General features: G+C 67.5%; 16 protein-coding genes. 8 read left to right on the forward strand and 8 right to left on the reverse strand.

Annotated elements, in window-relative coordinates:
• Nucleotides 1–174 precede the first annotated feature (174 nt).
• Together trxB and trxA are read left to right on the forward strand one after the other, a co-directional pair.
• A complete protein-coding gene (trxB, locus tag D473_RS0112500) occupies nt 175–1,107 on the forward strand; it encodes a thioredoxin-disulfide reductase (RefSeq protein ID WP_017609409.1) in 933 nt (310 codons plus the stop codon).
• Between the two features lie 95 nt (nt 1,108–1,202).
• Nucleotides 1,203–1,526, forward strand: a complete 324-nt coding sequence (trxA, locus tag D473_RS0112505) for a thioredoxin (RefSeq protein WP_017609410.1) — start codon at nt 1,203–1,205, stop codon at nt 1,524–1,526.
• 102 nt (nt 1,527–1,628) lie between these two features.
• On the opposite strand, the gene D473_RS0112510 is transcribed toward trxA, so the two are convergent.
• The 8 genes from D473_RS0112510 to rpmH form a co-directional block, all read right to left on the reverse strand.
• The gene (locus D473_RS0112510) at nt 1,629–2,618 is read right to left on the reverse strand and encodes a ParB/RepB/Spo0J family partition protein (protein WP_017609411.1); all 990 of its coding nucleotides are present in this window, start codon (nt 2,616–2,618) and stop codon (nt 1,629–1,631) included.
• Between the two features lie 82 nt (nt 2,619–2,700).
• Complete coding sequence (locus D473_RS0112515) at nt 2,701–3,549, reverse strand: ParA family protein (protein ID WP_275040649.1); 849 nt, start codon at nt 3,547–3,549, stop codon at nt 2,701–2,703.
• Nucleotides 3,550–3,689: 140 nt separating this feature from the next.
• Nucleotides 3,690–4,409, reverse strand: coding sequence for a 16S rRNA (guanine(527)-N(7))-methyltransferase RsmG (rsmG, locus tag D473_RS0112520; protein ID WP_026126885.1), 720 nt, complete (start codon nt 4,407–4,409; stop codon nt 3,690–3,692).
• 1,055 nt (nt 4,410–5,464) lie between these two features.
• Complete coding sequence (locus D473_RS0112525) at nt 5,465–5,950, reverse strand: Jag family protein (RefSeq protein WP_017609414.1); 486 nt, start codon at nt 5,948–5,950, stop codon at nt 5,465–5,467.
• A gap of 160 nt (nt 5,951–6,110) precedes the next feature.
• The gene (gene yidC, locus D473_RS0112530) at nt 6,111–7,040 is read right to left on the reverse strand and encodes a membrane protein insertase YidC (RefSeq protein WP_017609415.1); all 930 of its coding nucleotides are present in this window, start codon (nt 7,038–7,040) and stop codon (nt 6,111–6,113) included.
• Nucleotides 7,041–7,067: 27 nt separating this feature from the next.
• Nucleotides 7,068–7,424, reverse strand: coding sequence for a membrane protein insertion efficiency factor YidD (yidD, locus tag D473_RS26605; RefSeq protein WP_083917997.1), 357 nt, complete (start codon nt 7,422–7,424; stop codon nt 7,068–7,070).
• Complete coding sequence (gene rnpA / locus D473_RS0112535; protein WP_017609416.1) at nt 7,421–7,903, reverse strand: ribonuclease P protein component; 483 nt, start codon at nt 7,901–7,903, stop codon at nt 7,421–7,423. The genes yidD and rnpA overlap by 4 nt, the downstream gene beginning before the upstream one ends.
• A gap of 94 nt (nt 7,904–7,997) precedes the next feature.
• Nucleotides 7,998–8,141 carry a 50S ribosomal protein L34 gene (rpmH, locus tag D473_RS26610; RefSeq protein WP_083904634.1) on the reverse strand — a complete coding sequence of 48 codons (144 nt, stop codon included), beginning with the start codon at nt 8,139–8,141 and terminating at the stop codon, nt 7,998–8,000.
• An 861-nt stretch (nt 8,142–9,002) separates the two neighbouring features.
• Here rpmH and dnaA point away from each other — a divergent pair.
• The 6 genes from dnaA (at nt 9,003) to gyrB (ending at nt 18,313) form a co-directional block, all read left to right on the forward strand.
• Nucleotides 9,003–10,898 (forward strand): chromosomal replication initiator protein DnaA, encoded by a 1,896-nt coding sequence (gene dnaA, locus D473_RS0112540; protein ID WP_017609417.1) that lies wholly within the window; start codon nt 9,003–9,005, stop codon nt 10,896–10,898.
• 1,120 nt (nt 10,899–12,018) lie between these two features.
• The gene (gene dnaN / locus D473_RS0112545; protein ID WP_017609418.1) at nt 12,019–13,158 is read left to right on the forward strand and encodes a DNA polymerase III subunit beta; all 1,140 of its coding nucleotides are present in this window, start codon (nt 12,019–12,021) and stop codon (nt 13,156–13,158) included.
• A gap of 94 nt (nt 13,159–13,252) precedes the next feature.
• Nucleotides 13,253–14,149 (forward strand): phosphogluconate dehydrogenase (NAD(+)-dependent, decarboxylating), encoded by an 897-nt coding sequence (gene gnd / locus D473_RS0112550; RefSeq protein ID WP_017609419.1) that lies wholly within the window; start codon nt 13,253–13,255, stop codon nt 14,147–14,149.
• 87 nt (nt 14,150–14,236) lie between these two features.
• Nucleotides 14,237–15,373, forward strand: a complete 1,137-nt coding sequence (gene recF / locus D473_RS0112555; protein ID WP_017609420.1) for a DNA replication/repair protein RecF — start codon at nt 14,237–14,239, stop codon at nt 15,371–15,373.
• Nucleotides 15,357–15,911, forward strand: coding sequence for a DUF721 domain-containing protein (locus tag D473_RS28130; protein WP_394296767.1), 555 nt, complete (start codon nt 15,357–15,359; stop codon nt 15,909–15,911). Before recF ends, D473_RS28130 begins: the two co-directional genes overlap by 17 nt.
• Nucleotides 15,912–16,378: 467 nt before the next feature.
• Nucleotides 16,379–18,313, forward strand: coding sequence for a DNA topoisomerase (ATP-hydrolyzing) subunit B (gene gyrB / locus D473_RS0112565; protein WP_083917990.1), 1,935 nt, complete (start codon nt 16,379–16,381; stop codon nt 18,311–18,313).
• The last annotated feature ends 45 nt before the right edge of the window (nt 18,314–18,358 follow it).

Raw genomic sequence — 18,358 nt, forward strand, 5'->3', positions numbered from 1 at the left:
CCACGGCGGTCACGCCTCACGGTCCGCGCAGCAGGTGGAACCCGATACCCTGCCCCCGTACCCCGGAGGTATGGCCGAACGGGAATAGCCGGACGCTTACCATCGGTTGTGCTAATCAACCTCCCCCGAGGTCACGCCGGGTGGCCGGGGCAGCAACGTGAAGGGCCAACGAGCGTGAGTGACGTCCGCAATGTGATCATCATCGGTTCCGGGCCCGCGGGGTATACCGCGGCCGTCTACGCGGCACGTGCCGAGTTGCGCCCGCTGGTGTTCGAGGGTTCCATCACCGCCGGCGGCGCGCTGATGAACACGACCGATGTCGAGAACTTCCCCGGGTTCCCCGACGGCATCATGGGGCCCGACCTCATGGACAGCATGCGCAAGCAGGCCGAGCGGTTCGGCGCCGATCTCGTCCCCGAGGACGTGACCGAGGTCGACCTCACCAAGGCGGTCAAGGAGGTCGTCGCCGGCGGCGAGACCTTCTACGCGCACACCATCATCCTCTCCACGGGTTCGGGCTACCGCGAGCTGGGTGTGCCCGGTGAGAAGGAGCTCTCCGGGCGGGGCACGTCCTGGTGCGCCACCTGCGACGGCTTCTTCTTCCGCGACCAGGACATCGCCGTGGCCGGCGGAGGCGACACCGCGATGGAGGAAGCCCTCTTCCTCACGCGCTTCGCCAAGTCCGTCACGGTCATCCACCGCCGCGACGAACTGCGCGCCAGCGCCATCATGGCCGAGCGCGCCCACGCCAACGAGAAGATCAGTTTCGTGTGGGACACCGAGGTCACCGAAGTACTCGGTGAGGAGCGTGTCAACGGTCTGAAGCTGTACAACAACAAGACCGGCGAGACCAGCACCATGGAGGTCTCCGGTCTCTTCGTGGCCATCGGCCACGACCCCCGCGTCGAGCTGTTCGACAAGCAGATCGAGCTCGACGAGGAGGGCTACGTCAAGGTGGAGTTCCCCTCCACCCGCACGACCCTGCCCGGGGTCTTCGCCTCCGGTGACGTCGTCGACCACCAGTACCGCCAGGCGGTCACGGCCGCCGGGACCGGTTGCTCGGCCGCCCTGGACGCCGAGCGCCACCTCGCCGAGATGGGCAACTGACACCCCGCCCGACCCTGTCGTCGCGGGGCAGCAGCCCCGAGGCCTCCGGCCGCGCCGAAGCAGCACCACTCACGTTCCGTCAACCGAGGAGAACCATGTCCAACGTCAAGACCACCACCGACGCCTCCTTCAAGGAGGACGTCCTCTCCAACGACAAGCCCGTCCTCGTCGACTTCTGGGCCGACTGGTGCGGACCGTGCAAGCAGATGGCCCCGGTCCTGGACAAGCTGGCGGACGAGTACGGCGACAAGATCGAGATCGTCAAGATCAACACCGACGAGAACCCCGAGACCCCCCGCGCCTACAACGTCATGTCGCTGCCGACCATGAACGTCTACAAGGGCGGTGAGGTCGTCAAGCAGCTCATCGGCGCCAAGCCGAAGCGTACGCTGGAGAAGGAGCTCGCCGAGTTCCTGTGACCGAACCGGTCCACGGGCATACGAGGGTCCCGGAGTGCTTCCCCGCGCTCCGGGACCCTTTTTCGTGCCGGGTGTTTCACGTGAAACACCCCGAGGCGGCGGTCAGGACACGCGGCCGTCCATCTGCTCGATGATGCGTTCGAGATCCTCCATCGTCGCGAACTCGACGACGAGCTTCCCCTTCTTCTTGCCGAAGTCGACCTTCACCGTCGTGTCGAAACGGTCGGAGAGGCGGGTCGCCCACTCCTCCGCCTCCGGCGGCGGGGTCGGACGGCCGGTACTGCGGCGCCCCTGGTCCCGGTCGTCGATCTCGTGCCCGTTCTTCTGGAGAGTGATGGTCTCCTCCAGGGAACGCACCGACATGCCCTCGTTGTTGACCCGCTCGGCCAAGCGGTCCTGCAGGTCCGGGTCCTCCACCGCGAGCAGTGCCCGCGCGTGGCCGGCGCTCAGGACGCGGGCGCTCACCCGCGTCTGCACCTTCGGCGGCAAATTCAACAGCCTGAGGGTGTTGGTGATGTGCGACCGCGACCGGCCCAACCGCTGGGCGAGCTCGCCGTGGGTGGCGCCGAAGTCGTCCAGGAGCTGCTGATAGGCGGCGGCCTCCTCCAACGGATCCAGCTCCTGGCGCTGGAGGTTCTCCAGGAGCGCGTCCCTGAGCAGCTCGTCGTCGCCCGTGCTCCGGACGATCGCGGGGATGCGTTCGAGCCCGGCCTCCTTGCTGGCCCGCCACCGGCGCTCCCCCATGATGAGCTCGTAGCGCACCGGGCCTCCGTCGGCGGCGAGCTTGCGCACCACCACCGGCTGGAGGAGCCCGACCTCGACGATCGAGTCACGCAGCTCTTCCAGAGCCTCGTCGTCGAAGTTGATCCTCGGCTGCCGCGGGTTCGGGGTGATCGCCCCGACCTCGACCTCCTCCAGATACGTGCCGTCGGACAGCCCCGCCGGGGCCTCCCGGGTCACGTCGACCACCTCGGGGGTCTCCGCCACGGGCACCGGCTCGGGGGAGCTGTCCTCCGACGGCGCGGGGGCCGCCGGCCCCTGCGGGATGAGCGCCCCCAGTCCCTTGCCCAGTCCGCGCCGCTGCTGACTCACCGGCAACTCCCTCCAGATTCTTTCCTGCGTGCGTCATGCGCCCCCGGGGACTGCCCGGGGACACGGAGAACGAACCGTCCCGTCAGCGGCCGACGGTCGGCGCGCGGTGGGCGATCTCCCGCGCGGAGGCCTCGTAGGCCGATGCACCCGTCGAGGACGGGTCGTAGGTCATCACGGACTTCCCGTAGCTCGGGGCCTCCGATACCCGCACGCTGCGTGGCACCACCGTGTTCAGGACGACCTCACCGAAGTGGGACCGAACCTCGTCGGCGACCTGCTGTGACAGTCGTGTACGCCCGTCGTACATCGTCAGCAGGATCGTACTGATGGCCAGTCCCGGGTTCAGGTGGGACTGCACCAGTTCCACGTTCCGCAAGAGCTGGCCCAGGCCTTCCAGCGCGTAGTACTCGCACTGGATCGGGATCATGACCTCGTCGCAGGCCACCATCGCGTTGACGGTCAGCAGCCCGAGCGAGGGCGGGCAGTCCACGAGGATGTAATCGAGTTCGGAGGTGTCGTAGGCAGCGAAGGCACGCTTGAGGCGGGCCTCGCGCGCCACCAAGGAGACGAGCTCGATCTCGGCGCCCGCCAGATCGATCGTGGCCGGCGCACACCACAGGTTGGGGTTGTCGGGAACCGGCTGCGCGAGTTTGCTCATCTCCTCGTCCTCCACCAGGCAGTGGTAGATGGACCGGGTCTGGCTGTCGCGCTCGACGCCGAGCGCCGTGGATGCGTTGCCCTGAGGGTCGAGGTCGACCACGAGCACACGCTGGCCGTGCATGGCCAGGGCGGCCGCGATGTTGACCGTCGTCGTGGTCTTGCCGACGCCGCCCTTCTGGTTGGCGACGCTGATCACACGGCAGCGCTCCGGACGCGGCCACACGTCCCCACGTCCTCGTGTGGACGTGTATGCGTGGGCGGAGCGAGCCAAGGGTGTTTCCGGGGCCGCCGGTGAGGGCTGAGATGTTTCCTGTGAAACACCGGCGCCGTCGAGCAGGTCACCGTAGGCGCCCGCCGGTGTTTCACGTGAAACACCGGCGTGGTCGGCTGGGTACTGGGGCACGAATGAGTTCACCTCTTCCGTCCGCGCTTCTTCTTGCCGCCTCGCGGCTTCTGGGATCCTCGGGGCGGGCCACCGTCTGATGTCACCGTGACGCGAACGACCGTGGTAGCGGGATCGACCTTACCCCGGCCGACCCGGATCACATCGCTGACACTTGGCCGCAATTTTGAAACGTCTTTCTCCACCGCTGCCAGTTCGGCCTCGGCCTGCTCTCCCTTGAGCGCCAGGAGACTCCCGTTCTTACGCAGGAGAGGCAGCGACCACCCCGCCAGCCGGCCCAACGGAGCGACAGCCCGCGCCGTCACGAAGTCGGCGGACAGCTCTGCGCGCACCTCCTCGGCGCGGCCGCGGTACACCTGGACGTTCGGGAGTTCCAGGAGCTCGACCGCCTCCTCCAGGAAGACGGTCCGGCGCAGGAGCGGCTCCAGGAGGGTCACCTCGAGGTCGGGCCGCAGCAGACCCAACACGATCCCGGGAAGCCCGGCGCCCGATCCCACATCGATCACTTGGGCCCCCTCGGGGAGGATCTCCTCCACGACGGCGCAGTTGATGATGTGGCGGCCCCACAGACGCGGGACCTCACGAGGGCCGATCAGCCCTCGGCGGACCCCGTCGTCCGCGAGCAGGTCCGCGTAACGGCGGACCCTGGGCAGGGATTCACCGAAGACCACCTCCGCTTCCGGCGGAGGGGGCTCGGCTGCGGGCGGGACGTCAGGACCCGAAGTCATCGGACACCACCTGTCGGTACTCGTCCATCGTCACTTCCATGCTTACTCGGCCACCCGCGGGCGCGGACGTTCCGGGGATGGCCGGACGGGTTTCGTGCGGCGGAGGAATCCAGTCCAGGTCTCCCGATCCACCGGGACGGGCCCCCGTAGATCCTATGCGGCGCACCGCCCTTTCCTCACCGCCGGCCCGGGGGCTCGGGATCCGGGTGCTGGTGTTTCACGTGAAACACCAGCACCCGGAGACGGGCTGTTTCACGTGAAACAGGAAGCGCTCCACCTCTGGAGCCGACGGCTCATCGGCATGTCGACATACCGATGAGCCCACGAAGACACTTTCCCCTCTCCGGTCGCCGCGCCGGCGCCCGACCTTCGCGCGCCCGAAACGGAGCCCCGGCGGCAGCCATGTCGACATGGCTACGAGTCGGCCCGGTTTCACGTGAAACACGCTCCGGCTCTGCATCTCTGAGCTCGCCCGAACCGAACGTTCGCTTCCCTTCATCGCTCGGCACAGCACGCTCTCCGGCGGAGAAGGCGAGCAGACGCAGAGGCACCCCCGCCACCCAGGCTCCGCGGGCGACAATCCCTCTCGGACACCACTCCCCCACCTCGAAAGCACACGGGACGAAGGCGTGAGGACCCACCGCCCGGATACCGGATTCTGCACGCCCGCTCCTGAGGATGATTCACGTGAAACACACCCGCGTTCTCCCGTGTCCGTCAGAGCCTTGGGGGTTGGCCCGTCCGGTGCACCGGAGCGCCGATACGCCAGAGACGGGAGTGGAGTGGTTCCGGGTGTCCGGAGCGATGGTCCACCGGGATCGGGAAGTTCGCCCGACCGGGTCTGCGCGGGTACTGCTTCAGTGTTGTCCCGCGCTTTCGGCCTCCGCGGAGAGTGACCGGCCCCGTCCGACAGGCCGTCTCCGAGCGCCGATGTTTCACGTGAAACAGCCGCCGAAACAGTCTGCCGGTGTTTCATGTGAAACAGCCCCCGGACACGACAAAGGGCGCCGGTGCTTCCGCACCGACGCCCTCGGGTTCTTCGTTCTGCGTGGCCCTCAGGCGGGGTTGACCACCACGTACCGATTGGGCTCCTCACCCTCGGACTCGCTCGTGAGGCCGGCATCCGCGACAGCGTCGTGGACGACCTTGCGCTCGAACGGGGTCATGGGCTCCAGGGAGTAGGACTCCCCGTTCTCCTTGACCTTGTTCACCGCTTCCGTACCGACCTGGTGGAGCACCTTGCGGCGCCCCTCCCGGTAACCGCCGATGTCGAGCATCAGGCGGCTGCGTTCCCCCGACGCCCGGTGGACAGCGAGACGGGTGAGCTCCTGGAGCGACTCCAGGACTTCGCCGTTGTCACCGATGAGCTCGTCGAGGGTCGCACCCACCACGGAGACGAGAGCCCGATCGCCCTCGACGTCCATGTCGATGTCCCCGTCGAAGTCCGCGATGTCGAGGAGGCCCTCGATGTAGTCCGCGGCGATGTCGCCTTCGTTCTCCAGGGCTTCGACGTCGGTGCCGGCCTCAGGCGCCTCTGCCACCGCTACTCCACCGCTCTCTTCCTCGCTACGTTCCACAGCGATCCCGTCTCCTCGTCCATGTCGTGACCTTCAAGGGCATTGTCACCCGCGTACCAGGCTGTGTGCGCGGCCGACACGAAGCACGAGAACCGGTCTCCGGCCGGGCCGACGGGGCCTTCCGTCAGGAACCGCCGCCCGTGCGCTTGGAACGCGACTGCTTCTTCGGCTGCTTGCGTTCGATCTTAGGCTGTTCCGTCTGCTCGGGTTCGGGTTCGGCCGCCTTCTTGCGGCCGAGCATGCCCTTGGCGGAACCGCCGTTCTCCTTGGCCTTGGGCTCCTCACCCGGCTGCGGCTGACGACGGTAGAGGATGTTCTGCTGACCCATGGTCCAGAGGTTGGTGGTGACCCAGTAGACCAGCACACCGACCGGCATCATGAGACCGAAGAGCCCGAAGAGGGGCGCCATGTACATCATGATCTTCTGGGTCTGCATCATCGGGTTGTCAGGCTGCTGCGCCATGCTCCGCTGGATGCTCTGCCGCATGGTCAGGAAGGTCGTCACGCCCATGGCCACACACGCGATGACGATGATGACCTTGGCCATGATGGGGTCGGAGGACCCCAGCGCGATCAGCTCCTCCTCGGAGGAGTTGAACTGGGCGGCGATGGGGGCCGCGAAGATCTGTGCCTCACGGGCCTGCTCGACCAGCTGCTCGTCGAACCCGAAGCGGGGGTTGCCCTCGGCGACGTTGCGCAGCACGTTGAAGAGGGAGAAGAAGACCGGCATCTGCAGGAGGAGCGGGAGACAACCCATGAGGGGGTTGGTGCCGCTCTCCTTGTAGAGCTGCATGGACTCGCGCTGCAAGCGTTCCTTGTCGTGCTTGTAGCGTTCCTGAAGCTTCTTGATCTTCGGTTGGATCTCCTGCATCTGGCGCTGCGTGTTCATCTGCTTGACGAACAGCGGCACCAGAAGAAGGCGCATGACGACGGTGAGCAGCACGATGGACAGGCCCCACGCCCACCCGCTCTCGGGGTCCAGGCCAACGACGGTCAGACCCGCATGGATCCAAACCAACACGTGGCCGACGATGTTGTAAAGCCAGTCCAGCACCGGCCAACTCCTAGATGATTCGTTCGGCTAACGGTCTCCCGGCCGGATTCCGGGCTCACCGGTTCCGTCCGTCGGATCCTCGGGAGAGGATCCCTGTTCGAGCTCGGGCCCGCCGTCAACAGCGGCCCGGTCGGTAGGCGCGCCCCAGGGAGGCGGAACGGGATCGAGTCCTCCGGAGTGGAAAGGCTGGCAGCGGGCGATCCGCCTGATCGCGAGCCACAGCCCTCGGAGGGCGCCGTGCACACGCAGAGCCTCCATGGCGTAAGCGCTGCACGAAGGATAGAAGCGACAGACCGGGGGAAAGAGCGGACTGATGAAGCGTTGGTATCCACGGATCGGCAGCATCAGCACCCGCGCGGACGCGGTCGGTCTGTGCTCGGTCATCGGCTGGTCCACCGTTCTCCGTCCGCTTCGGGGCGGCGGTTCCCTTCTGTTCCACCGTTCGCCGGGTCCGCCGGGGGACGTGTTCTGTCACGGCCACGACGGCGCCGAGAGGCGCTCTTGGGACGCTTCGCGGCGGCGATCGCGCTGTCCAGTTGCGCGGCCAGCTCCTCGTTCCGCGCGGTCGAGGACGAGGGTTTGGCGCGTACCACCAGAAGGCTACCGTCTGGCAGATCACTCAGCCGAGACCGCATGAGGTGGCGCAGCCGGCGCTGGACCCGTTTGCGGACGACCGCTCCCCCGACCGCTTTGCTCACGATGAAGCCGATGCGGGGCGGATCGGGGTCCTCCCCGGAACGGGGGCCGACGGCAGGAGGTGGGAGGTAGACCACTCCCAACGTGTCACGGGAGGAGCGTCGTCCGGATCGCATGACGGAGCCGAACTCGGAGCTGTGGCGCATCCGGTTCCTCGGCGACAGCATGGCTTCCTCCGGGCTCGCTGCGACTTCCCATGACAAAGGGACCGGCCGGCGAGTGGCCGGACCGGTCCCCGAGAATGTGGGTCTCGCGCGTGACCTAGTGGCTCACGCTCAGAGCCTTGCGCCCCTTGCTGCGGCGCGAGGCGATGACGGCGCGGCCGGCGCGCGTACGCATGCGCAGCCGGAAGCCGTGGACCTTAGCGCGACGCCGGTTGTTCGGCTGAAACGTACGCTTGCTCACTTAAGGCTCCAGGGGCGTGTCAGGAAATACATACGACAGACCCCCAGGATATGCGGGGTCATGCACTGCTTATGTTCCGGAGCGACGTCACCGGTGTCGGGCACACGGGCGCAGACAGATCATCGGCATAAGCATAAAGAAGATACGGCCTGGGCCTCTCGGGGTCAAATCGGTCCTGCTCACGTACGTTCACCGCGTGTGCTCCTCCCCTGCCGCCGGGACCTCACCGCGACCGGATCGGCGGTCCGGGCCCTCAAGAGGTGAGCCTCTCCCCCGGCAGGGACCGCCCTCCGGGAGCCGCGCCCGGTCCGACTTCCGGAGAAGCCGTACCGGGAGGGGGCTACCGTCCGGCGAAACACCCGGCTGCGCACACGGTCCGGGTGAACCTGTGGATCTCGGGTCGTCCACAGCGTGTAGCACGTCCACATCCCAGGACTCCTGTGGATAACCTCATCCTGTGGATAACTTTCCCCTCGCCACGGTTCAGCCTGTGCACAGTCGCTTCCAGCTCGCTACACACACGCTCTGACCTGCTTATTGTGGAAAACTCTGCGCTGTGCACACCCATCTGAGACCCTGTGGACAAACCTGTGCACAACTTGTGGACAACTACTTCCTGCTGTGGATACCGGGGAGTAACCCTCACTCGGGCGAACACGGTCCGGTGAAGTTGTCCACAGGCACGGATCCCCCTCGAGTACGCCCGAACCGTCCCGTCGACCCCCTCTGTGAGAGGACAATGGAGAGTCGCTCTCACACCGGGGCAGCGCACACGAGTGCACGAACACCCGAACAGATCCGCACCGAAAGGGACAGCTCCCATGGCAGGTCACCTTGGCTGACGCACAGGTCAACCTCGCAATGGTCTGGTCCAGCGTGCTGGACGGGATCGACAACGATGCCCTGCCCGCACACCAGCGCGCCTGGCTGCCGCAGACCCGTCCGCTCGGCCTGATCGAGGACACAGCGCTCATCGCCGCACCCAACGAGTTCACCAAGAAGGTGCTCGAGACCCGGCTCTACCCCGCCATCAGCAAGGCACTGTCCGGGCATCTGGGCAGGGACATCCGTGTGGCGGTGACGGTGGATCCCACCGCGGTCCCGACCCCGCCGCCGCCCCCGCAGTCCCCGCAGGCTTCTCCGGCGCCGCACGCCCCGGCGCCGCCGCGGCACCCCGAGGATCCGGCCCACGGGCCGCAGCACACGCCGGCCCCCGGCCCGGCGCACCAGCCCTCGGATGACCGGTACTACACGGTCCACGAATACCCGGATCAGCACGGAGAGGGAAGGCACGGCCGTCCCGCCCCGCAGCAGCCCGGACAGGCCGACCTGCTGCACTCCGAACCCCAGGGATGGGAACCGCGCGGTACCCACGCCGCTCCGCAGGCAGAACCGCACCACTACTCCCAGGAGGAACTGCCCGGCGCCCCCTCGCACGGCGGGGAACCGGCGTGGAACACGCACGGGCACGCGCCCGCAGCTGGGCCGGACCCCGCACCGCAGCCCACCCCCCGTCCGCCCGAGCCCGGCGGGTGGGCTCCCCCGTCCGAGGAGCAGTTCGGGGCCCCCGAGTGGGACGCCCCCAACCGCTGGGAGACCCCGGCGGCGCCGGCCGAGGACGCACCGGTCCCCAGCGGAGGCGGGAACCAGCGGGTGACAGGGGCGCGCGAGTCGCCCGGTGCACCGCCCGGCCGTTCCCAGGAGGCACCGCCCAGCGAGCACGCGCGCCTGAACCCGAAGTACACCTTCGACACCTTCGTCATCGGGTCCAGCAACCGGTTCGCGCACGCCGCGTCGGTGGCCGCGGCCGAGGCACCCGCCAAGGCCTACAACCCGCTGTTCATCCACGGCGGCTCGGGCCTGGGCAAGACCCACCTCCTGCACGCGATCGGGCACTACACGCACCGTCTCTACGAGGGATCGCGTGTGCGGTACGTCAGCTCCGAGGAGTTCACCAACGAGTTCATCAACTCGATCCGGGACGGCAAGGCGGACGGGTTCCGCCGCCGGTACCGGGACATCGACGTGCTCCTGGTGGACGACATCCAGTTCCTGGAGAACAAGGAGCAGACCCAGGAGGAGTTCTTCCACACGTTCAACACGCTCCACAACTCCGACAAACAGATCGTCATCTCCAGCGACCGGCCGCCCAAGCAGCTGACGACGCTGGAGGACCGGATGCGCAGCCGGTTCGAGTGGGGCCTGCTCACGGACGTGCAGCCGCCCGAGCTGGAGACCCGGATCGCGATCCTGCGCAAGAAGGCCGCACAGGAGGGTCTGGCCGCACCGCCGGAGGTCCTGGAGTTCATCGCGAGCAAGATCTCCACGAACATCCGCGAGCTGGAGGGGGCGCTGATCCGTGTCACCGCCTTCGCCAGCCTCAACCGGCAGTCGGTGGATCTGGAGCTGACCGGGCAGGTGCTGCGCGACCTCGTCCCCAGCGACGAGGTCCCCGAGATCACGACCGGCACGATCATGTCCCAGACGGCCGCCTACTTCGGGCTGACCGTGGACGACCTGTGTGGGACCTCTCGCTCCCGGGTGCTCGTGACCGCCCGTCAGATCGCCATGTACCTGTGCCGGGAGCTCACCGAGCTGTCCCTTCCCAAGATCGGGCAGCAGTTCGGCGGCCGCGACCACACGACGGTGATGCACGCCGACCGGAAGGTGCGCGCGCTCATGGCCGAGCGGCGCTCCATCTACAACCAGGTGCACGAGCTCACCAGCCGGATCAAGGACCAGCCCCCGATGCACTGACCGGACATCCCTGCCGAAGGGGAACAGAGCGGCCACGGGGAGGGCGACCGGAGTGTCGGCCCTCCCCGCCGTGTGTCCGCGGGTCGACGTGTCTCCGTGTCGACAGAGTGCTTCGTCCACAGGTCCACAGGGCTTCGGCGGGCGGACCGGCCTCGGGACGCTCTGCCACGGCTCCGGAGCAAGTTATCCACAGGCTTGTGTGTGCATCCACACCCTGGTGCCCGCTGTGCGAGGTACCGCCTTTGACCTCCCTTTTCTCGACCGCGAAGCCCTGAATGCCCTGTTCTTCGGGGGGTCGGGGGCTTCTTGTGCACAGGACGGGCCCACCCCCGGAAGACTGTGCCAATGAACGATGATCATGTTTTCCTGCGCGCCTGTGGATAACGCTGTGCACAGCATCTTTGTCCGGGTACGCGAGGTACGTCGGTGGGCTCGAAAAAAAATTTTCAGAGATCTCGGCCGAGTTATCCACAGGCAAGGGCCAAATTCTGTGGACAACCCTGTGGAAAAGCTGTGGACAAGTGCCTCAGGCCTGTGGGTAACCAGGGGGTCGGCTGTGGATAGTTCCACCCGTCATCGGATCACGGGACCTCAGGCTGATGTGGACAACATGGGGAAAACCTGTGGATGGACCTGTGGATGCCGTGTGGACAACCTGTGGGGGCTTTCCTTCGTCCACAGTGACCTGGAGTTGTACACAGCTTCGCCCACAGGCCCTGTGGACAAAAATTTGGGCTCTGACCTGCAAAGACAATGGTTATCCACACTGTCCACAGCCCCTACTACTACTGCGCACCTTGAGTAACCCAGATGTGGCGTCAAAACAGCTTCGGGCAAAATCTGTGGACAACTCGGCGAGACGGGGGTGTCAGCAGCCAGGTGTGGTGAGGTGAGCGGCAGCGGGTGAATCCGGGTAACGTGTGGTCTCGCCCCTGTCCCGTTCCCGCCACTGGCGTGGAGACCCCGACGGGGACCGGGTGACTCCCCCGGTGGAGGATCCACACGCTGTGGACGCCCATCGGTGACGGGCAGGACCCGGTCACCCCCACAGACACCCACGAGCTGCCAACGTGAAGGCTTCGACCGACCCCGTCGGTCGTGCGGAAAGTGAGTCGGACAAGTGAAGTTCCGGGTCGAACGCGACGTACTGGCCGACGCAGTCGCCTGGACCGCGCGCACTCTCCCGACGCGCCCCTCGGTCCCGGTGCTGGTCGGTATTCTGCTCGAGACCGACGACAGTGAGGGCCACCAGCGGGTGCGCCTGTCCGGCTTCGATTACGAGGTCTCCACCCAGTCGGTGATCGACGTCGACGTCGAGGAGTCCGGACGTGTCCTGGTTCCGGGCAAACTCCTGTCCGAGATCACCCGGAACCTTCCTCCACAGTCGGTGGAGATCTCCACCGACGGTGCGAAGGCCCTCGTCACCTGCGGCAGCGCGAAGTTCACCATCAACACGATGTCCGTCGACGAGTACCCCACGCTCCCGGAGATGCCCGGTCTGAGCGGGACCGTCGGCAGCGACGCCTTCGCCGCCGCCGTCAGCCAGGTCGCCATCGCGGCCGGCCGCGACGACACCCTGCCGATGCTCACCGGCGTGCGCGTCGAGATCGAGGGCGAGACCATCACGCTGGCTTCCACCGACCGCTACCGCCTCGCGGTGCGTGAGCTCACCTGGAAGCCGGAGAACCCGGAGCTGTCCGCGGTCGCGTTGGTGCCCGCCAAGACCCTGGCCGATACCGCCAAGTCCCTCACGTCCGGAGCCGAGATCTCGGTCGCGCTCGCCAGTGGCGACACCGGCGACGGGATGATCGGTTTCGAGGGCGGCGGCCGCCGCACCACCACCCGCCTGCTCGACGGCGAGTTCCCCAAGTACCGCGCCCTGCTCCCGGACAGCTTCAACTCGGTCGCCGAGATCGGCCGCGCCGAGTTCGTCGAGGCCGTCAAGCGCGTGTCCCTGGTCGCCGAGCGCAACACCCCGCTCCGTCTGGCCTTCTCCGAGGGCACCCTGACCCTCGAGGCCGGCACCGGCGAGGACGCCCAGGCGGTGGAGACCCTGGAAGCCGAACTCGACGGCGAGGACATCCAGATCGCTTTCAACTCCGGTTTCCTGCTGGACGGCCTGGGGGCGATCGGTGGCGATGTGGCGCGGCTGAACTTCACCACGTCGACCAAGCCCGCGATCCTCACCGGCAAGCCGGTCGAGGAGGGCACGGCCCCCGAGTACCGTTACCTGATCATGCCGGTGCGCTTGTCCAACTGATCCGCGGCCGTTCGATCGACTGACACCACCGGCCGCCTGTCGCGGTGGCCGGCTGGTCCGTACGTGTCCACTGTCGGGGATCAAGGGAGGACCAATGCGACTCGGAATGATCGGCCTGGGGAAGATGGGCGGCAACATGGCCGCCCGCCTGCGCGAGAAGGGCCACGAGGTCGTCGGCTACGACGTCACCTCCGACCAGCGCGACGTCGACAGCCCGGCGGCCCTGGTCGCACATCTGGAGGCTCCGCGTGTGGTGTGGGTGATGGTCCCGGCCGGTGACCCCACCTCCCGGACCGTCGCCGAACTCGGTGAGCTGCTCAGCGAGGGAGACCTCGTCATCGAGGGCGGCAACACCCATTACGCCGACGACCGCGCCCGTGCCGACACGCTCGCAGCCAAGGGCATCGGCTACCTCGACGTCGGTGTCAGCGGCGGGGTCTGGGGCCGGCAGAACGGCTACGGGATCATGGTCGGCGGTGAGGCCGAGCAGGTCGAGCAGGCCCGGCCCCTGTTCGAGTCCCTCACCCCCGACGAGGGCGGCGGGTTCGTGCATTCCGGATCGGTCGGTGCGGGCCACTTCGTCAAGATGGTCCACAACGGCATCGAGTACGGGATGATGCAGTCCTTCGCGGAGGGCTTCGAGCTCATGGCGGCCTCCGGGCTCGTCGACGACGTCCCCGGCACCTTCGAGAGCTGGCGCGAGGGCACCGTTGTGCGTTCCTGGCTGCTGGACCTGCTCTCGCGAGCGCTGGAGGAGGACCCCGAGCTGGCCGAGCTGCGCGGTTACGCCCAGGACTCCGGTGAGGGCCGCTGGACCGTCCAGGCGGCCGTCGACCACGCCGTGCCGGCCCCGGCCATCACGGCCGCGCTCTTCGCCCGCTTCGCCTCCCGCCAGGACGACAGCCCGGCGATGAAGGTCGTGGCGGCCCTGCGCAACCAGTTCGGCGGCCACGCCGTCACCAGATCCGGTGAGGACACCCCCTCCGCCTGACCTTCCCGGCCGGGGCGGCACCGGTGCGCCCCGGCCCTGTTCTCCTGCCGCCCGCGCCCCCGACGCCGTCCACAGGAGGAAGGCCGGATGTACGTTTCCCACCTGCAACTGGCTGACTTCCGGTCCTACGGTGAGGCACTCCTGGAGCTCTCCCCCGGGATCACCGTTCTGGTCGGAGCCAACGGTCAGGGCAAGACCAACCTCGTCGAGGCGCTCGGTTACGTCGCGACCCTGAGCAGCCACCGGGTCTCCTCGGACACACCGCTGGTACGACAGGGCGCACTCCGTGCGATCATCCGTACCAAGATCGTGCGGGACGAGCGGTCGATGGTGGTGGACCTGGAGCTCAACCCGGGCAAGGCCAACCGTGCCCGGATCAACCAGTCCCCGGCCGGGCGCCCGCGTGAGGTGCTCGGCGCTCTGCGTACCGTCCTCTTCGCCCCGGAGGACCTCGCCCTGATCAAGGGCGATCCCGGGGAAAGGCGCCGTTTCCTCGACGACCTGTTGGTGTCTCGGGCGCCGCGTATGGCGGGGGTGCGATCCGACTACGAGCGTGTGCTCAAGCAGCGCAACGCCCTGCTCAAGTCGGCCTCGGGACGCATGCTCGCCCGCAAGGGGGCACCGCCCGACCTGAGCACCCTGGAGGTGTGGGACGCCCACCTGGCCGAGACCGGCGCCGAGCTGCTCGCGGCCCGGCTGTCCCTGGTGGAGGACCTGCGTCCGCTGGTGGAGGAGGCCTATGCGGGCCTGACCGACTCCGGTGGCCCGGCCCGGCTCTCCTACCGCTCCTCCATGGACCCGGACGGCCCGGAGCCCGCGCCCGATCGCGAGGCCCTGGCGGTGGCGCTGCGGTCGGCGATGGCCGAGACGCGCGACCGCGAGTTGCAGCGCGGGGTCAGCCTGGTGGGTCCGCACCGGGACGAGTTGGGGCTGAGCCTGGGCGAGCTGCCGACGAAGGGATACGCGAGCCAGGGCGAGTCCTGGTCGTTCGCGCTGTCCCTGAAGCTGTCGGCCTTCGGACTGCTGCGTGCCGACAGTGACGACCCCGTGCTGATTCTCGACGACGTGTTCGCCGAGTTGGACGCCGAGCGCCGCCGAAGACTGGCCGAGCGGGTGCGCGACGCCGAGCAGGTGTTGGTGACCGCCGCGGTCGAGGACGACATCCCCCGGGAGCTGGAGGGCGCACGTTTCGTGGTCCGGGAGGGGGATGTCGACCGTGGATGATTTTCCTCCACAGCCTGTGGACGGTGTCGGCGGTTCCGGAGGCCAGGTCCCCCGCGCGGGGCAGGGTCGTCCACACCCTGTGGATGGCGCTTCCCCGGCGGGTGAGGATCCACAGGCCACCGGCGCGGACCTCGCCCGCCAGGCCCTCGCGCGGGCGCGCGCGCAAGCGCGTGAGCGCGGGGGTGATACGCGGGCGCCGCGGCGTGCCCGCCGCCGTGGCCGATTGCGGTCACGGGAGGAGCCCCAGATGTTCGGTGACGCGGTCCGCACATGGTTGATCGAGCACGGGTGGCAGGAACAAGTGGCCATCGGAGGGGTCTTCGGCCGGTGGTCGGACATCGTTGGTGAGTTCAACGCCAGTCGTCTCCAACCGGAAAGTTTTTCGGAGGGCGAACTGGTCGTTGTGGCCGATTCGCCGACCATGGCGGCCCAGGCTCGAACGATGGTGCGGCCGTTGATGAGGAAACTGAACGAGGAGCTGGGTGACGGCACGGTCCTGGCCATCAAGGTTCGGGGCCCCGGTTCCCGCCGACGCTGATGGGCGCGCGTCTTCGCCCCCTCCCCCGGGTTTCGGAATTTTCGCAGGTCAGTGGGTGTTTTAATGGTCTCGTGCGGTGTGATTGACACGAGTTGACATCTGTGGGCGCAGGGCAATGGGGTGAAGTGCGTCACATACTCCCTAAGGGCGCTGAAGGGGTCACCGGCTTTCGGGGAGCCCGCTCCGTGTGAGGGGGCTCGCGTCCCTCACTGAAAATTCGTTGTGAGGCGGCACAGGGCCGCCAATGCCACTTTGTCGCACCACGCGAGGTATCATGAAGGCGGTTCTTCAGACGCCCCCAAGCCGGTACCACGCCCCAATCAGAGGGTGGGCGGACGGCCCGTACGGTGAACGCTGATCTCCAGGCACCGAGTCGCATCGGTCCCTGTGGGCAGTCGCGCCGTGCGCCGACCCGCTGACCGCTCGGAACCGGTGGACGGGTGTCCCCAGCAGGAGGGTGTTCCCACTTGGCCTACGACGCTCGATCAATCACTGTCCTCGAGGGGCTTGAGGCAGTACGCAAGCGCCCCGGGATGTACATCGGTTCCACCGGAGAGCGGGGCCTGCACCACTTGGTCTCGGAGGTGGTGGACAACTCCGTCGACGAGGCGATGGCGGGGTACGCCACCGGCATCGAGGTGACTCTCCTCGCCGACGGCGGAGTACGCGTCGCCGACAACGGCCGAGGCATCCCCACCGATCTCCACCCCGTCGAGAAACGTCCCGCCGTCGAACTCGTGCTCACCACGCTGCACGCGGGCGGCAAGTTCGACGACAAGTCCTACGCCGTCTCCGGTGGTCTGCACGGTGTCGGTGTCTCCGTCGTCAACGCGCTCTCCACGGCACTGGACGTGGAGATCCGCCGCGACGGGCACGTGTGGCGCCAACGCTACGACGTGACCCGGCCGGGTGAGCTCGTCCGCGGCGAGGAGGTCTCCGAGACCGGTACCCAGATCACTTTCTGGCCCGACCCCGACATCTTCGAGACCATCACGTTCTCCTACGAGACGCTTTCCCGCCGGATGCAGGAGATGGCCTTCCTCAACAAGGGGCTGTCCATCACCATCCGCGACGAGCGGCCGGAGTTCATCGACGACGGTCCCGTGGTGAACACGTACCACTACGTGAACGGACTGTCGGACTACGTCAACCACATCAACGCCAAGAAGGAGCCGGCCCACGCGTCGATCATCTCCTTCGAGGAGGAGGGCGAGGGCATCGCGGCCGAGATCGCGATGCAATGGAACCAGTCCTACACCTCGTCGGTGCACACCTTCGCCAACACCATCAACACGGCGGAGGGCGGCACCCACGAGGAGGGTTTCCGCACCGCGCTGACCGCGCTCATCAACCGGTACGCCCGTGACCAGAAGTTGCTGCGTGAGAAGGAGGACAACCTCACCGGCGACGACATCCGCGAGGGTCTGACCGCGATCATCTCGGTCAAGCTGACCGATCCACAGTTCGAGGGCCAGACCAAGACCAAGCTGGGCAACACCGAGGCCAAGTCCTTCGTCCAGAAGGTCACCAACGAGCACCTGCGCGACTGGCTCGAGCGCAACCCCGGCGAGGCCAAGGACATCGTCTCCAAGGCCAGCCAGGCCGCTCGCGCGCGTGTGGCCGCCCGCCAGGCGCGCGACCTCACCCGGCGCAAGACCCTCCTCGAGACCACCTCCCTGCCGGGCAAGTTGTCGGACTGCCAGTCCACGAACCCGGAGGAGTGCGAGGTCTACATCGTCGAGGGTGACTCGGCCGGCGGTTCCGCCAAGGGCGGTCGCGACCCGCACCACCAGGCGATCCTGCCCATCCGCGGCAAGATCCTCAACGTCGAGAAGTCGCGCATCGACCGGATCCTCAAGAACAACGAGGTCCAGGCGATCATCACCGCCCTGGGCACCGGTATCCACGAGGACTTCGACGCGAGCAAGCTGCGGTACCACAAGATCATCCTCATGGCCGATGCCGACGTCGACGGCCAGCACATCCGCACCCTGCTGCTCACCCTGCTGTTCCGTTTCATGAAGCCCCTGGTCGAGGCGGGCAACGTCTACCTCGCCATGCCGCCGCTCTACAAGATCAAGTGGGACCAGCGCGGGAACGACTCCGACTACGCCTTCTCGGACGCTGGGCGCGACCGGGCCGTCGAAGCCGGTATCGCCCAGGGCAAGCGGGACCCGCGGCCCCGCGACCTGGTCCAGCGGTTCAAGGGCCTCGGCGAGATGAACGCCAACGAGCTGTGGGACACGACGATGGACCCGGCACGGAGGGTTCTGGCCCAGGTCAGCCTGGACGACGCTGCCCAGGCCGACGAGATGTTCAGCGTGCTCATGGGTGAGGACGTCGAGTCCCGGCGTTCCTTCATCCAGCGCAACGCCAAGGACGTCCGCTTCCTGGACATCTGACCCGGCCCACCCCGCTCAACGACTCCTCGAAGAAGGGATCGACAT

The sequence above is a fragment of the Nocardiopsis xinjiangensis YIM 90004 genome (genome assembly GCF_000341145.1).
Lineage (GTDB): Bacteria > Actinomycetota > Actinomycetes > Streptosporangiales > Streptosporangiaceae > Nocardiopsis > Nocardiopsis xinjiangensis.

Excerpts from the sequence above, each read along its gene's own strand:
- trxA (WP_017609410.1), top strand. The coding sequence starts at position 1,203 with ATGTCCAACGTCAAGACCACCACCGACGCCTCCTTCAAGGAGGACGTC.
- rsmG (WP_026126885.1), bottom strand. The coding sequence starts at position 4,409 with ATGACTTCGGGTCCTGACGTCCCGCCCGCAGCCGAGCCCCCTCCGCCG.
- yidD (WP_083917997.1), bottom strand. The coding sequence starts at position 7,424 with ATGACCGAGCACAGACCGACCGCGTCCGCGCGGGTGCTGATGCTGCCG.
- rnpA (WP_017609416.1), bottom strand. The coding sequence starts at position 7,903 with ATGCTGTCGCCGAGGAACCGGATGCGCCACAGCTCCGAGTTCGGCTCC.
- dnaA (WP_017609417.1), top strand. The coding sequence starts at position 9,003 with ATGGTCTGGTCCAGCGTGCTGGACGGGATCGACAACGATGCCCTGCCC.
- gnd (WP_017609419.1), top strand. The coding sequence starts at position 13,253 with ATGCGACTCGGAATGATCGGCCTGGGGAAGATGGGCGGCAACATGGCC.
- recF (WP_017609420.1), top strand. The coding sequence starts at position 14,237 with ATGTACGTTTCCCACCTGCAACTGGCTGACTTCCGGTCCTACGGTGAG.
- D473_RS28130 (WP_394296767.1), top strand. The coding sequence starts at position 15,357 with ATGTCGACCGTGGATGATTTTCCTCCACAGCCTGTGGACGGTGTCGGC.